The 15385-nt window shown below is 71.1% G+C and carries 14 protein-coding genes; all 14 read left to right on the forward strand.

Annotation, left to right across the window (positions count from 1 at the left end; all coding sequences use genetic code 11):
- Nucleotides 1–239: 239 nt before the first annotated feature.
- The 14 genes from EIM47_RS11030 to EIM47_RS11095 all read left to right on the forward strand — a co-directional run bounded on the left by EIM47_RS11030 (nt 240) and on the right by EIM47_RS11095 (nt 15371).
- The gene (locus tag EIM47_RS11030; protein WP_028915325.1) at nt 240–698 is read left to right on the forward strand and encodes an SUF system Fe-S cluster assembly regulator; all 459 of its coding nucleotides are present in this window, start codon (nt 240–242) and stop codon (nt 696–698) included.
- Nucleotides 699–715: 17 nt separating this feature from the next.
- Nucleotides 716–2191: a Fe-S cluster assembly protein SufB gene (sufB, locus tag EIM47_RS11035; RefSeq protein ID WP_019397565.1), complete on the forward strand. Its 1476-nt coding sequence runs from the start codon at nt 716–718 to the stop codon at nt 2189–2191.
- Between the two features lie 125 nt (nt 2192–2316).
- Nucleotides 2317–3081, forward strand: a complete 765-nt coding sequence (gene sufC / locus EIM47_RS11040) for a Fe-S cluster assembly ATPase SufC (RefSeq protein ID WP_019397566.1) — start codon at nt 2317–2319, stop codon at nt 3079–3081.
- The gene (sufD, locus tag EIM47_RS11045) at nt 3081–4388 is read left to right on the forward strand and encodes a Fe-S cluster assembly protein SufD (protein WP_125076913.1); all 1308 of its coding nucleotides are present in this window, start codon (nt 3081–3083) and stop codon (nt 4386–4388) included. The genes sufC and sufD overlap by 1 nt, the downstream gene beginning before the upstream one ends.
- Nucleotides 4385–5650, forward strand: a complete 1266-nt coding sequence (locus EIM47_RS11050) for a cysteine desulfurase (RefSeq protein WP_125076914.1) — start codon at nt 4385–4387, stop codon at nt 5648–5650. Before sufD ends, EIM47_RS11050 begins: the two co-directional genes overlap by 4 nt.
- Nucleotides 5651–5744: 94 nt before the next feature.
- Complete coding sequence (locus tag EIM47_RS11055) at nt 5745–6287, forward strand: GNAT family N-acetyltransferase (protein ID WP_019397569.1); 543 nt, start codon at nt 5745–5747, stop codon at nt 6285–6287.
- Nucleotides 6284–6613, forward strand: coding sequence for a non-heme iron oxygenase ferredoxin subunit (locus EIM47_RS11060; RefSeq protein ID WP_125076915.1), 330 nt, complete (start codon nt 6284–6286; stop codon nt 6611–6613). The genes EIM47_RS11055 and EIM47_RS11060 overlap by 4 nt, the downstream gene beginning before the upstream one ends.
- A gap of 688 nt (nt 6614–7301) precedes the next feature.
- Nucleotides 7302–9524, forward strand: coding sequence for a TonB-dependent receptor (locus EIM47_RS11065; RefSeq protein ID WP_240626218.1), 2223 nt, complete (start codon nt 7302–7304; stop codon nt 9522–9524).
- A 39-nt stretch (nt 9525–9563) separates the two neighbouring features.
- Nucleotides 9564–10304, forward strand: coding sequence for a tetratricopeptide repeat protein (locus tag EIM47_RS11070; protein ID WP_125076916.1), 741 nt, complete (start codon nt 9564–9566; stop codon nt 10302–10304).
- A gap of 3 nt (nt 10305–10307) precedes the next feature.
- Nucleotides 10308–10985 carry a Fe2+-dependent dioxygenase gene (locus EIM47_RS11075; protein WP_125076917.1) on the forward strand — a complete coding sequence of 226 codons (678 nt, stop codon included), beginning with the start codon at nt 10308–10310 and terminating at the stop codon, nt 10983–10985.
- A gap of 167 nt (nt 10986–11152) precedes the next feature.
- Nucleotides 11153–11506, forward strand: coding sequence for a hypothetical protein (locus EIM47_RS11080; protein WP_125076918.1), 354 nt, complete (start codon nt 11153–11155; stop codon nt 11504–11506).
- 121 nt (nt 11507–11627) lie between these two features.
- Nucleotides 11628–14096 carry a TonB-dependent receptor gene (locus EIM47_RS11085; protein WP_125076919.1) on the forward strand — a complete coding sequence of 823 codons (2469 nt, stop codon included), beginning with the start codon at nt 11628–11630 and terminating at the stop codon, nt 14094–14096.
- Nucleotides 14097–14197: 101 nt separating this feature from the next.
- Nucleotides 14198–14845: a PepSY-associated TM helix domain-containing protein gene (locus EIM47_RS11090; protein WP_019398131.1), complete on the forward strand. Its 648-nt coding sequence runs from the start codon at nt 14198–14200 to the stop codon at nt 14843–14845.
- Nucleotides 14846–14858: 13 nt separating this feature from the next.
- Nucleotides 14859–15371 (forward strand): DUF2271 domain-containing protein, encoded by a 513-nt coding sequence (locus EIM47_RS11095; protein ID WP_019398132.1) that lies wholly within the window; start codon nt 14859–14861, stop codon nt 15369–15371.
- The last annotated feature ends 14 nt before the right edge of the window (nt 15372–15385 follow it).

Below are 15385 nucleotides of genomic sequence, written 5' to 3' on the forward strand. Positions count from 1 at the left end.
TGCGCGCCATGGACGGGCAGGACCGCCGCGCGATCTACCGCTACCTCCGCAGCCCCGGCGCGGCCGGCGTGCCGGCCCCCGATGCACTGCCGCCGGGGAAGGCGCCGCCCCCGCCCTACCTGGGACCGGGCCTGCGCCAGGCGCCGACAACCCGCGCTGAAGCGTTCCACCCGTGCCGGCTTGGCCTCGGGGCGGGCGAAAGCGTACAATTTCGGTACGTTTTCACCCGGCCCTCTGCCATGCTCCGCGTCACCAAGCTGACTGATTACGCCACGGTCGTCCTGACCGTCATGGCCTCCCGTCCCGGCGAGGTGCTCAGTGCGGCCGAGCTGGCCGAGCACTCCGGCCTGGAACAACCCACCGTCAGCAAGCTGCTCAAGCCGCTGGCCCAGGCCGGACTGGTCGAGGGCCTGCGCGGCGTTCGCGGCGGCTACCGCCTCGCCCGCGACGCCGACCGCATCACCCTGATCGAGATCGTCGAGGCGATGGAAGGCCCGCTGGCGATGACCGAGTGCAGCCAGGCCGGCAGCAACCAGTGCGGCATCGCCCACCAGTGCGGCGTGCGCTCCAACTGGCGCCTGATCAACGACGTGGTCGCCGATGCCCTGCGCGGCGTGACCCTGGCGCAGATGCTGCGCCCGCTTCCTCCCCCCTCCACCGCCACCCGCCGGCAGATCGCCGTGCAGGTAGCCAGCTGAATTCCCCAGGCAGCCCCATGGCCACCGACATGCAGACCCCCACCGCCGAAGCCGCGCCGCAGAACGCCGAGATCCTCGAGCGCCTGGGCCGTCGCTACGACGCCGGCTTCGTCACCCCGATCGAGTCCGATTCCCTGCCCCCGGGCCTGGACGAGGACGTCATCCGCCAGCTCTCGGCCAAGAAGGAGGAGCCGGACTGGATGACCGAATGGCGCCTTGAGGCCTACCGCCGCTGGCTGCAGATGCCCATGCCCAACTGGGCCAAGCTGCAGATCGCGCCGATCGACTTCCAGTCCATCAGCTACTACTCCGCGCCCAAGGGCCCGAAGTACAAGTCGCTGGACGAGGTGCCGCCGGAGCTGATCGAGACCTACGACAAGCTCGGCGTGCCGCTGCACGAGCGCGCCAAGCTGGCCGGCGTGGCCGTGGACGCGGTGTTCGACTCGGTCTCCGTGGGCACCACCTTCCGCAAGGAGCTGGCCGAGAAGGGCATCATCTTCTGCTCGATGTCCGAGGCCATCCGCGAGCATCCGGACCTGGTGCGCAAGTACCTGGGCAGCGTGGTGCCGCACGGCGACAACTACTTCGCCGCGCTCAACTCGGCGGTGTTCTCCGACGGCAGCTTCGTGTTCATCCCGAAGGGCGTGCGCTGCCCGATGGAGCTGTCCACCTACTTCCGGATCAACGCCGGCCACACCGGCCAGTTCGAGCGCACCCTGATCGTGGCCGAGGAAGGCGCCTACGTCTCCTACCTGGAGGGCTGCACCGCGCCGATGCGCGACGAAAACCAGCTGCACGCGGCGGTGGTCGAGCTGGTCGCGCTGGACGACGCGGAGATCAAGTACTCGACCGTGCAGAACTGGTACCCGGGCGACGAGGAAGGCCGCGGCGGCATCTACAACTTCGTGACCAAGCGCGCCGAATGCCGCGGCGCGCGCAGCAAGGTGACCTGGACCCAGGTGGAGACCGGCTCGGCCATCACCTGGAAGTACCCGTCCTGCGTGCTGCTGGGCGACGACTCGGTGGGCGAGTTCCACTCCGTGGCCCTGACCCACCACCGCCAGCAGGCCGACACCGGCACCAAGATGGTCCACGTCGGCAAGCGCACCAAGTCCAAGATCGTGTCCAAGGGCATCAGCGCCGGCCGCGGCCAGAACACCTACCGCGGCCTGGTGAAGGTCGACCGCAACGCCGACGGCGCGCGCAACTACACCCAGTGCGACAGCCTGCTGATCGGCAAGCAGTGCGGTGCCCACACCTTCCCCTACATCGAGGTGAGGAATCCCGGCGCCACGGTCGAGCACGAGGCCACCACCTCCAAGATCAGCGAGGACCAGCTGTTCTACTGCCGCAGCCGCGGCATCTCCGAGGAGGACGCGGTCTCGCTGATCGTCGACGGCTTCTGCAAGCAGGTCTTCCGCGAGCTGCCCATGGAGTTCGCGGTGGAGGCCAAGAAGCTGCTGGAAGTCTCGCTCGAAGGCAGCGTCGGCTGAGGCCGCCGCTTCCGGGGGTCGATCCGGGGAGCCGGGGACCGCGCGAGTGTCCCCTTCCTCCGGCCCCCGGCGCCTTCCGGATCCAATCCCGAATACCGAATCCCCAATCCCGAATCCCCAATCCCATGCTCAAGATCGAAAACCTCCACGCCAGCGTCGCCGGCAAGGAAATCCTCAAGGGCCTCTCGCTGGAGGTGAAGCCGGGCCAGGTGCACGCCATCATGGGCCCCAACGGCGCCGGCAAGTCGACGCTCGGCAACATCCTCGCCGGCCGCGACGGCTACGAGGTCACCGCCGGCTCGGTCGAGTTCGACGGCCAGGCCCTGCTGGAACTGGAGCCGGAGGAGCGCGCCGCCGCCGGCCTGTTCCTCGCCTTCCAGTACCCGGTGGAGATCCCGGGCGTGAACAACACCTACTTCCTGCGCAGCGCGCTCAACGCCCAGCGCAAGGTGCGCGGCCAGGACGAGCTGGACTCGATGCAGTTCCTCAAGCTGGTGCGCGAGAAGCTGGCCGTGCTGCACCTGAAGGACGAACTGCTGCACCGCGGCGTCAACGAGGGCTTTTCCGGCGGCGAGAAGAAGCGCAACGAGATCTTCCAGCTGGCCGTGCTCGAGCCGAAGCTGGCGATCCTCGACGAGACCGACTCGGGCTTGGACATCGACGCGCTCAAGACCGTGGCCGACGGCGTCAACGCCCTGCGCACCGCCGAGCGCTCGTTCCTGGTGATCACCCACTACCAGCGCCTGCTGGACTACATCAAGCCGGACGTGGTCCACGTGCTGGCCGACGGCCGCATCGTCCAGACCGGCGGCCCGGAACTGGCGCTGGAACTGGAGAAGCACGGCTACGCCTGGCTCAAGGACCGGGTCGCCCCGGAACGGGTGGCGTAATGGCCGCGCTGCTGGAATCGTTCCGCCAGGGCTTCGATGCCCTGCGCGCGCCGGAGGCGCAGGAACTGGGCCCGGGCCGCCGCGCCGCGCTGGAGGCGCTGCTGGCCGACGGCCTGCCCGGCCCGCGCGAGGAAGCCTGGAAGTACACCCCGCTGCGCGCGCTGGAGCGCCGCAGCTTCGCGCCCGCCGATACCACCCCGCCGGCGTTCGACCCGGCACTGGTCGAGGGCATTCCCGCCCCGCGCCTGGTGTTCGCCAACGGACGCTTCGACGCCGCCCGCAGCGACCTGTCCGGCCTGCCGGACGGCGCCAGCGTGGAGGCGCTGTCGCAGGTACTGGAGCGCGGGCAGCCGCGCGACGCCAACTTCCTGCTGCGCCGCTACGAGCGCCGCGACGAGGTCTTCGCCCGCGCCAACGCCGCCCTGGCCGAGGACGGCGCTGTGGTGCGGCTGGACGCCGGGGTGCGCCTGCCCGCGCCGCTGCACCTGGTGTTCGTGGGCGTGCCGCAGGACGGCGACCGCGCCTGGCACCTGCGCCACTTCATCGACCTGCGCGACGACGCGGCGCTGGACATCGTCGAGCACCAGCTCGGCGCCGGCGACCACGCCCACCTGGCCAACGACGTGCTGCACCTGCATGCTGGCAAGCGCGTGCTGGTCCGCCACGCCCGGGTCCAGGCCGACGCCGCCCGGGCCACCCGCTTCGCCCGCATCGACGCGGTGCTTGCGCGCGATGCCCAGTACCGCCGCTTCGACCTGGAGCTGGGCGCCGGGCTCAGCCGCAACGAACTCAACGTGCGCCTGGAGGGCGACGGCGCCCGCCTGACCGCCAACGGCGTGCTGCTGGGCAGCGGCCGCCGCCATGTCGACACCCGCCTGGGCATCGAGCACATCGCCCGCGACACCGCCTGCGACCTGCTCTGGCGCGGCATCGCCGACGGCCGCAGCCGGGTGGTGTTCCACGGCGGGATCAACATCCGCCCCGGCGCCGACGGCACCGACGCCAGCCTGTCCAACAAGAACCTGCTGCTGTCGGCCGACGCCGAGGTCGACACCCAGCCGGTGCTGGTGATCGACGCCGACGAGGTCAAGGCCGCGCACGGCGCCACCGTCGGCCAGCTCGACGCCAACGCGGTGTTCTACCTGCGCTCGCGCGGCGTGCCGCTGGCCGAGGCGCAGCGCCTGCTGACCGTGGCTTTCTGCCGCGAGCCGCTGGGCGCGCTGGAGGACGAGGGCCTGCGCCAGCTGCTGCTGGACCGCCTCGACGCGGCGCTGGCCACTGCCCTGGGCGGCGGGGTGGCGGCATGAACGGGATCTCCGCCGTGCACGACGCTGCCCTGCCCGGCCACCCCGGCGCGGTGGACTGGGAGCGGGTGCGGGCCGACTTCCCGCTGCTGATGCGCGAGGTCCACGGCCACCCGCTGGTGTACCTGGACAATGCCAACACCTCGCAGAAGCCGCTGCCGGTGGTTGCCTCGCAGGACGAGTTCTACCGCCGCCACAACGCCAACGTCAGCCGCGCCGTGCACGCCCTTGGCACCGAGGCCACCGAGGCGTACGAGGCCTCGCGCGCGCGCCTGGCGCGCTTCCTCAACGTGCGCGCCGACGAGGTCGTGCTGTGCAGCGGCACCACCTTCGCCATCAACCTGGTGGCGTACTCGTGGGCGCTGCCGCGGCTGAAGGAAGGCGACACCATCCTGGTGTCGCGCATGGAGCACCACGCCAACATCGTCCCCTGGCAGCTGGTGGCGCAGCGCACCGGGGCGAAGATCAAGGTCGCCGAGATCCTGCCCGACGGCAGCCTCGACCTGGACGGCCTGTACCGCGCGATGACCCCGGACGTGAAGCTGCTGGCCGTGGCCCACGTATCCAACGTGCTGGGCACGCTCAACCCGGTGCGCGAGATCTGCCGCGAGGCGCGCCGCCGCGGCATCGTCACCGTGGTCGACGGCTCCCAGGCCGCGCCGCACCTGAAGCTGGACGTGGCCGCCATCGGCTGCGACTTCTACGCCGTCACCGGCCACAAGATGTGCGGCCCCACCGGCACCGGCGCGCTGTGGGCGCGGCGCGAGCACCTGGAGTCGATGCCGCCGTTCATCGGCGGCGGCGAGATGATCAAGGAGGTCAGCTTCGACGGCACGGTGTTCAACGACCCGCCGCACAAGTTCGAGGCCGGCACCCCCAACATCGCCGGCTTCGTCGGCCTGGGCGTGGCCATCGACTACCTCGACGCGATCGGCATGAACGCGATCGCCGCGCGCGAGGCCGAACTGCTGGCGCACGCCACCGAGGCGCTGCAGGCCATCCCGGGCCTGCGCATCTTCGGCACCGCGCCGGGCAAGGCCGCGGTGATCTCGTTCCTCGTGGAGGGCGCACACGCCCACGACCTGGCCACCCTGCTGGACCTGGAAGGCGTGGCCGTGCGCTCGGGCCAGCACTGTGCCCATCCGCTGCTGCAGTACTACGGCGTGGCCGCGACCCTGCGCGCCTCGCTGGCGTTTTACAACACGCACGAGGAGATCGACCGTTTCGTCGCCGCGCTGGAAAAGACCCGCCGCCTGCTCGCCTGAGCGGCGGCGCCCGGCCCGTTGCTCCGTCCGCCGGGCCGCCGCGCACGGCCGCCCGCGGGCTGCCGGCCGGCACGCCCCGGCCTAGAATGCGCGGATGGACGCACTGACCTTCCGCCACGCCACCCACGCCGACATCCCCGCCATCGTCGAACTGGTCACCTCCGCCTACCGCGGCGAGAGCAGCCGCAAAGGCTGGACCACCGAGGCCGACCTGCTGGACGGCCCGCGCATCGATCCGGACGTCCTCGCCACCGACCTCGCCCGCCCGCGCAGCATCGTGCTGCTGGCCGAGCGCGGCGGCGCGCTGCTGGCCTGCGCGCACGTGGCCGAGGAGGACGGCGCCGGCTACTTCGGCATGTTCGCGGTGCGCCCGGAGCTGCAGGGCGGCGGCCTGGGCAAGGCGGTGCTGGCCGAGGCCGAGCGCATCGCCCGCGAGGACTGGGACCTGCCGGTGATGCGCATGACCGTGATCGACGTGCGCGACAGCCTGATCGCCTACTACGGGCGCCGCGGCTACCGCCGCACCGGCATCCACAAGCCCTTCCCCTACGGCGACGAGCGCTTCGGCATCCCGCTGCGCGACGACCTGCGCTTCGAGGTGCTGGAGAAGCCGCTGCACGCCGGGGTGGCGGCATGAGCGAGACCTGGACCTTCGTCTGCGCCCCCGGCGAGCTGCTGCCGGGCGAGATGCGCACCGTGTTCGACGAAGTCACCGATACCCCGATCCTGGTGGTCAACCTCGACGGCGAGCTGTACGCGCTGGAGGACCGCTGCAGCCACGAGGACTACGAGCTGTCCGCCGGCTCGGTGGATCCGGCCGAGGGCAGCATCGAGTGCGTGCTGCACGGCGCCCGCTTCGACCTGCGCGACGGCCGCGCGCTGTGCGCCCCGGCCTACTCCCCGGTCCCCAAGTTCCCGGTGAAGCTGGACGCCACCGGCATCTGGACCCGCGACGACCGCTGACGATCGCGCCTATTCACCTTGTGAATGGGAATTAATCTCATTAAGATGGCGGGACAACCTTCCCGGTCCCGCCCTCTTGCGCCGCATCCAGTCCCATTGCCGCCCCCTGCGCACGCTGGCCCGCGCCGGCGTGCTGGCCGCCATCCTCATGGCCGCGGCTGCCGCGAGCGCGGGCCAGGCGCAGGCCCATGCCCTGGCGCTGCTCGTGCGCGCCTGCATGCACGCCCCCGCGCACGGCGGGGATCCGGGCCTGCTGCCGCCACTCCCGGTTGCCATGGTGGCGGACCCGGCCGGCGCTGAGCCGGCCGCCCTGCCTCAGCCTTCCGCCTCCCCCACGCCCCCGGCCAGGGCCGTACCGGCGGCCGCGGCCCGGTTCCCGGCCGCCAGCCGGCCGTGGTACCGGCCACCGCGTGGCGGCGCGCCACCCCAGCAGGCCTGAGCCTGCACTGCCCGCGCCCGCACCGCCGGTCGCCCCGCGGCAGGCGCCATCCGCTTCCCTCCCCGATTCCGGCAGCCGCCGCCAGCCGGTGCGTACCGACCCGTTCCGCGTACCGCCGCCATGCGCGTCCTGCCACCCCCTGTCCCCAAGGATCCATCGGTGTCCTACATCAAGTCCCGCAAGCACCCGGTCCCACGTTCCACCTCCGCCCTGCCCGGCGCCTCGGTCCTGGCCGGCGCCTCGCTGGCCATGCTCGCCGTGCCGGCGCAGGCCGCCACCCCGGCCGATGCCAACCCGGAACCGGCCGCGACCGACCTGGACCGCGTCGACGTGCGCGGCAGCTGGTTCAACCCGTCCTCGTCCAAGTTCACCGCCGACCTGGTGGACACGCCCAAGTCGGTCTCGATCATTCCCCAGGGCCTGCTGGAGCAGACCGGCGCCACCAGCCTGCAGGACGCCCTGCGCCTGGTGCCGGGCATCACCTTCGGCGCCGGCGAAGGCGGCAACCCGACCGGCGACCGCCCCTTCATCCGCGGCTTCGACGCGCAGAGCAACACCTTCATCGACGGCCTGCGCGACGTGGGCTCGCAGACCCGCGAGGTGTTCAACCTCGAGCAGGTCGAGGTGGTGAAGGGCCCCAGCTCGGCCTACGGCGGCCGCGACTCCGGCGGCGGCAGCATCAACCTGGTCAGCAAGACCCCCAGGCTCAAGGACGAAACCAGCATCGGCCTGGGCGTGGGCAGCGACGGCTACCGCCGCGGCACGGTCGACGCCAACGTGCAGATCGGCGAAGGCAGCGCCGCGCGCCTGAACCTGATGCGCCACGATGCCGACATCCCTGGCCGCGACGCGGCCAACGTCTCGCGCTGGGGCGTGGCCCCCTCGCTCGCCTTCGGCCTCAACGGCGACGCCCAGCTGATCCTGTCGCACTACCACCTGGAAACCGACGACCTGCCCGACGCCGGCGGCTTCCCGTACTCCAACCCGCTGTCCGGCGCCAACGCCGTGCTCAACGGCGACGGCCGCCCGCTGGTCCCGGACCGCAGCAACTACTACGGCCTGAAGGACCGCGACTTCCAGCGCACCCGCGCCGACATCACCACGGTCGACGCCAGCTTCGCCCTGGGCGGGCACAAGCTGCGCCAGGTCCTGCGCTACGGCGAGACCCGCAACGACTACCTGTGGACCCAGCCGGACGACAGCAAGGGCAACCCGCTGCTGTACGGCACCCTGTGGCGCCGCACCAACAGCCGCGACACCACCACCCGCACCCTGGCCGACCAGCTGAGCCTGACCGGCAGCTTCCGCACCGGCGCGCTGGCCCACAGCTACAGCGCCGGCATCGAGTACAGCGACGAGAAGACGCGCCGCGGCAACTACATCCTGGCGCCGGGCACCAACAACTTCCTGACCGGCGACACCAGCTGCCCGACCACGGGCGCGGCCACCGGCTACAACTGCACCGACTTCCGCCATCCCAACCCGGACGACCCCTGGTCGGCCGGGCAGACGGTGACCCGCAGCAACCGCGCGCTGGACGTGCGCCAGGACACCGAGACTACCTCGCTCTACCTGTTCGACACCATCGAGCTTTCGCCGTCCTGGCTGCTCAACCTGGGCCTGCGCTACGACGACTTCCGGACCGTGCAGGTCACCCCGTCGGCCAACGCCGCGCCGACCGTGCTGCGGCACGGATCCGACTACCTGAACTACCAGGCCGGCGTGGTGTTCAAGCCGACCCGCAACGGCAGCATCTACCTGTCCTGGGGCACTTCGTCCACGCCCCCGGGCATGGACGGCGGCGACGGCTCCGACGGCCTCAGCGCCGCGATCCAGGACCTCAAGCCCCAGGAAAGCGAGAACATCGAGCTGGGCCTGAAGTGGAACCTGCTCGACGACCGCCTGTCGCTTACCGCGGCCGCGTTCCACACGGTGATGGACAACGCGCGCATCACCGTCGCCAGCGGCACCACGCAGAACGCCGGCAAGAAGCAAGTCGACGGCGTGGAGCTGGGCTTCAACGGCAGGCTGACCGACAACTGGAACGTGTCCGGTGGCTACACCTGGATGGACGCCGAACTGGTGGAGAACGGCTACGTCTGCGCCGTGCCTGGCCGCACCTGTCCCGGCGGGGTCTACGTGCCCTCGCCGTACAACGGCAACGTGTTCCCGAACGTGGCCGAGCACAGTGCCAACCTGTGGACCACCTACAGCTTCGCCTCCGGCCTGACCATCGGCGGCGGCGCCACCTACTCCAGCAAGCAGTACGGCGACGTGGCCAACAGCAAGTGGATCCCCGGCTACACCCGCTGGGACGCCATGGCCAGCTATGCCTTCGGCCAGCGCTACACCCTGCAGCTGAACCTGCAGAACCTGACCGACGAGCTGTACTTCACCCGCGCCTACGCCTCGCACTACGCCAGCATCGCGCCGGGCCGCGCGGCGACCCTGACCTTCAGCGTGAAGTTCTGATGCCCGCGGGGCGGCAGGCCACCTGCCGCCCCCCGTCCGATGGACACGCCTCCCGCCAGCGCCACACCGCCCGCCTTCGACGCCCAAGCCCTGGCCGGGCTGCTGAAGGACGCCCCGGAACAGGCCTTTGCCGAGGTCGCCCGCCTGGCCAGGGCCGGCACGGTGGCGGCGCAGACCCTGCTGGCGCAGATGCTGGTGGAAGGCCGCGGCACCGCGCGCGACCCGGAGGCGGCCGTGCTCTGGTACCAGGTGGCCGCCAACAACGGCGACGCCCTGGCGATGAACATGCTCGGCCGCTGCCACGAGCTGGGCGAAGGCACGCCCGCCACCCCGGCCCTGGCCGCGGTCTGGTACCGGCGCGCGGCCGGGCTGGGCCTGGACTGGGGCATGTACAATCTGGCCAACCTGATGGCCACCGGCCGCGGCCTGCCCCGCGACGAAGCCGGCGCATACGCCCTGTACGCGCGCGCCGCCGCGCTGGGCCATGCCAAGTCGATGAACCTGGTGGCCCGCTACCTCGAGGAAGGCCGCGTGGTGCCGGCGGACCCGCAGGCCGCGCTGGACTGGTACCGCCGCGCCGCAGAGGCCGGCGATTTCCGCGGCCAGGCCAACCTGGCCTCGATCCTGCTGCATCAGGGCGAGGTCGCCGCCGCGGTGGCCCTGCTGCGCCAGGCCCTGGCCGATGGCAGCCCGGCGTTCCTGGAACGCATCCGGCCGGAGCTGGCCACCTCGCCCCATCCCGAAATCCGCACACTGGTCGCGGCCCATGCACCGGAGTAAGCCATGCTGCTGCATATCCCCGAAGTCCTGACCAGGGACCAGGTCGCCGGATTCCGGCGCAAGCTGGAACAGGCCGACTGGACCGACGGCCGCGAGACCGTCGGCCACCTCGGCGCCCAGGTGAAGCGCAACGAGCAGCTGCCCGAGTTCTCGCCGCTGCGACGCGAGCTGGGCGAGACCATCCTCACCGCCCTGGCGAAGCATCCGCTGTTCTTCAGCGCCGCACTGCCGCTCAAGTACCTGCCGCCGCGCTTCAACCGCTACGTCGGCGGCGGCACCTACGGCTTCCACGTCGACGGCGCGGTGATGGACCTGGGCCAGGGCGAGCAGCTGCGCAGCGACGTGTCCTGCACCCTGTTCCTCAGCGACCCGGAGGAATACGACGGCGGCGAGCTGTTGGTCAGCGATACCTATGGCGAGCACGAGGTGAAGCTGCCGGCCGGCGACCTGATCCTGTACCCGTCCACCAGCCTGCACCAGGTCAACCCGGTGACCCGTGGCGCGCGCCTGGCCTCGTTCTTCTGGATCCAGAGCATGGTCCGCGACGACGGCCGCCGCCGCCTGCTGTTCGAGCTGGACAGCTCGATCCAGGCCCTGCGCCGCAGCGGCGCCGACCAGGCCGCGGTACTGCAGCTGACCGGCGTGTACCACAACCTGCTGCGGCAATGGGCCGAAACCTGAGCCAGACGGGACCCGTTTTCCGTTGCATTTGAGAACCATTCCCGTTTAAGATGCCGCGGTCGGCCCAGGGCCGCGCATCGGGGAAATGTGTGAACAGGCTCCAGCACTCCGTCCAGGCCCGCCCGTCCGTGGCGGCTCCGCCGCATCCGCGCAGCGGATCGGCGGCCGTGGCGGTGCTGACCGTGCTGCTGGCCATGCTGGTGCTGGCCACCGGCCTCCTTCTCCGCCCGGGCAACGCCAGCCTTCCCCCGCACCACGCCCCTTCGGTACACGCTGTCGCTGCCGCCCCGGACGTCCCGGACACCCGGGGCGAGCACCGCCGCGCCCCGGCCAGGAAGCCGCGCCCGACCGGCTCCGCGCAAACCGTCTCCGGCGACGCTGCCGCCCTGCCGTGGCCAGGCCTGGCCGTCGCGCGTGCGCGCACCGCCGGCCCCTGCCCCGCCGCCGCCAGCACGGCCGGACCCGCGCACCCGGATCCCGCGCTGGCCCTGCACCCCGGCCAGGCCCCGCCCACGGCCTGATGCCCCGGCGCCACCCGTCCCGGGCGGCCGCCTCCCCCATTTCCTGCAGACCCACGCGCCACCGGGCCGTCCCGGCCGCGCCCAGGCATGCGCCCACCCAGGCACATACCAGACCACCCTTATGCCGAAACGACTGCTCCCGTCCCGTCCCGCCACCCTGCCCCTGGCCATGGCCGCGATCCTGGCCGCTCCCGCGGCGCTGGCCGATCCGGCCCCCGCGCCGGCGGCCAAGGACCTCGACGCCGTCGTGGTGACCGCCACCGGCTTCGAGCAGAAGATCGTCGACGCTCCGGCCAGCATCAGCGTCATCACCCGCGAGGACCTGGCCCGCCGCCCCTACATCACCCTGCTGGACGCGGTCCGCGACCTGGAAGGCGTGGATATCGGCGAGACCCGCGACAAGACCGGCCAGGGCACGATCTCCATGCGCGGCATGGGCCCGGACTACACCCTGGTCCTCATCAACGGCCGCCGCCAGAACAACCACGGCGACATCTACCCCAACAACTTTGGCGGCAACCAGTTCAACCACATCCCGCCGCTGGACGCGATCGAGCGGATCGAGGTGATCCGCGGCCCGATGTCGACCCTCTACGGCGCCGACGCCATGGGCGGGGTGATCAACATCATCACCCGCAAGGGCCTGGACACCTGGGCTGGCTCGCTGACCCTGGGCCGCACCTTCGAGACCGACCATGCCTACGGCGACGACTCCACCGCCGACTTCCACCTCACCGGCCCGCTGCTGCCCGGCAAACTGGACCTGTCCGTGCGCGGGAGCTGGTACCGGCGCGACGCCTCCAACCCGGTTTACGGCGACGTGACCGATCCGTCCGGCGAGCGCCACAGCCGCGCCCTCGGCTTCGGCGGCGGCGGCAAGACGGTGGACAACACCAACAAGGCCGGCGGCATCAGCCTGGCCTGGACCCCGACCGACAGCCAGGGCCTCACCCTGGACGTGGACACCTCGCGCCAGGAATACGACAACGCCATCCGCACCAACGACGAGGGCGTGGAGGAATACCCGGTCGGCACCGTGGACAACCACGGGGCGATGCTGCGCATCGGCAACAACGGCCGCATCGAACCGCGCGCCGGATACGCCCCGACCCAGGAATTCACCCGCGACAGCTGGGCCCTGACCCACGAGGGCAGCTGGTCCTTCGGCACCAGCCTGGTCTCGCTGGCCTATGTGGAGACCGACAACAGGGGCCGCACCCTGCCCTTCACCGTGGCCGAGCGCCGGCAGCTGCAGCAGCTGTGGAACGCCGCCTGCACCAACCTGGGCGGCAGCGTCGGCGCCGGCGGCTACTGCGCCCCGGGTGCGGCGATCGGCTTCCGCAACGCCAATGCCTGGAACAACCAGTCCGAAGCGCAGAAGCTGGCGATCATGCAGGCCAACCTTTCGCCGGAGCAGTACCGGCAGCTGCTGGCCTACCTGCCGCGCCCGCCGCGCACCCTGGAAAGCAGCCAGTACACCCTCGACGCCAGGCTCGACATCCCGTTCCAGGCCGCTGGCGAACACGTGGCCGTGGTCGGCACCCAGGTCGTGCGCGGCGAGCTGACCGACGGCGTTTTCGGCATGGAGGCCGGACGCCCGGGCGGCAGGCAGGAACACAACATGCACTCACTGTTCGCCGAGGACACCTGGAAGCCGGTCGAGCGGCTTTCGCTGACCGGTGGCATCCGCTACGACGACCACGAGGTGTTCGGCAGCCACGTCAGCCCGCGCCTGTACGCGGTGTACACGGTGAGCCCGGCCTGGACGCTGAAGGGCGGCGCCAGCACCGGCTTCAAGACGCCCAAGACCACCCAGCTGTACGACGGCGTGGTCGGCTTCGGCGGCCAGGGCACCTCGCCGATGTTCGGCAACCCGGCGCTGCAGCCGGAAACCAGCACCAGCTACGAGCTGGCCGCCTACTGGCAGCACCCGGACGGCCACGACTTCAACGCCACCGTCTTCCGCAACACCTTCGACGACAAGATCTCCTCGCAGCCCTGCGGCAACGGCCTGGCCCTGGCCTGCTCGGACACCGGCGAATACGCCGGCCTGGGCTACGCCAACAGCACCCGCACTGTGAACATCGACAAGGTGGTGATCCAGGGCGCCGAGCTGGCCGGCCGCTGGCAGGTCGGCGAGGCCTTCGCCCTGCGCGGCAACTACACCTGGACCGACAGCGAACAGCGCAGCGGCGCCCAGGCCGGGCTGCCGCTGGGCGAGAGCGCCAGGCACATGGCCAACGCCACCTTCGACTGGCAGGTCAGCGATGCGCTCAGCCTGTTCCTGGCGGCCGAATCGCGCGGCAAGCGCTACCGCGGCCTCCACGCCATCACCCAGGAGCCGCTGTACTACCGCGACTACACCGTGCTGCACCTGGGCGGCGCATGGCGGATCAGCGAGGCGGTGACGCTCAATGCCCGCATCAACAACCTGCTGGACCGCGACTTCACCACCTACGCCACCGAGTTCCGCGACCTCGATGGCGACGGCGTGTACGAGGACGGCACCAACGAGGTGCTGTACCTGGACGACTACAACAACAAGGACAAGGCCCGCAGCGTCTGGATGAGCCTCAACGTGCAGTTCTGAGCGGGCGGGGCCTGGGTCAACCATCCGGCCCCGCGAGCGTTAACCGATGAGAATCGTTCTCGACCGCTATACTCCCCTGCCTTCCCCGACCCCCTGCAGACGTGCCCGCAACTCCGACCCGCAACGACCCCGTGACCGCCCAGCGCAGGCGCGGCTTCTGGTTGCGCACGCTGCACCAGTGGCACTGGATCAGCTCGGCGGTGTGCCTGGTGGGCATGCTGCTGTTCACCGCCACCGGCATCACCCTCAACCACGCCGCGCGCATCGAGGCCGCGCCGCAGGTCGACAACCGCAGCGCACGCCTGCCGGAACCGCTGCTGCAGGCGCTGGCAGACGCGCCGGAGGAAGGCAACGCGCCGCTGCCTCCGGCGGTGGCCGCGTGGCTGGCCGAGGAACTGTCGGTCGGCGCGGGGCGGCGGCCGGCGGAGTGGTCGCAGGACGAGGCCTACCTGTCCATGCCCTCGCCCGGTGCCGATGCCTGGCTGAGCATCGACCGCACCACCGGCGAGGTCGAGTTCGAGCGCACCGAGCGCGGCCTGGTCTCGTTCCTCAACGACCTGCACAAGGGCCGCAACGCCGGGCCGGCCTGGGGCTGGTTCATCGACGTGTTCGCCATCGCCTGCCTGGTGTTCTGCGTCACCGGCCTGTTCCTGCTGCACCTGCATGCGCGGCAGCGGCGCATGACCTGGCCGCTGGTCGGCCTGGGCCTGGTGGTGCCGCTGCTGCTGATCCTGATCTTCATCCATTGACGAGGTACGACCGATGCGCGCCAAGCTGCTGTTCGCGGTGACCGGGCTGCTGACCCTGCCGGCCTACGCCGCGGAGCTGGAAGTCTCGGTGGAGATTCCCAAGCTCAACGTGGCCGAGTACCACCGCCCCTACGTGGCGGTGTGGATCGAGGGCGCCGACGGCAAGGCCGCGGCCGATCTGGCCGTGTGGTACCAGCTGAAGGACACCGCCGAGGGCCACGGCACCAAGTGGCTGCCGGACCTGCGCCAGTGGTGGCGCAAGTCGGGGCGCAACCTCGACCTGCCGGTGGACGGCGTCACCGGCCCGACCCGCCCGGTCGGCAGGCACACGATCAGGGTCGACGCCAACGCGCCGCAGCTGAAGAAGCTGTCCGCCGGCGAATACACCCTGGTGGTGGAGGCGGTGCGCGAAGTCGGCGGCCGCGAGCTGCTGAAGATCCCCTTTACCTGGCCGGCCCGCGGCGCCCAGTCCGGCAAGGCCCAGGGCAGCAGCGAGCTCGGCGCGGTCAGCCTGGCGATCAAGTGAATCCAAGGAGCCCA

The organism is Pseudoxanthomonas sp. SGT-18, from assembly GCF_003931645.1.
Classification (GTDB): domain Bacteria; phylum Pseudomonadota; class Gammaproteobacteria; order Xanthomonadales; family Xanthomonadaceae; genus Pseudoxanthomonas.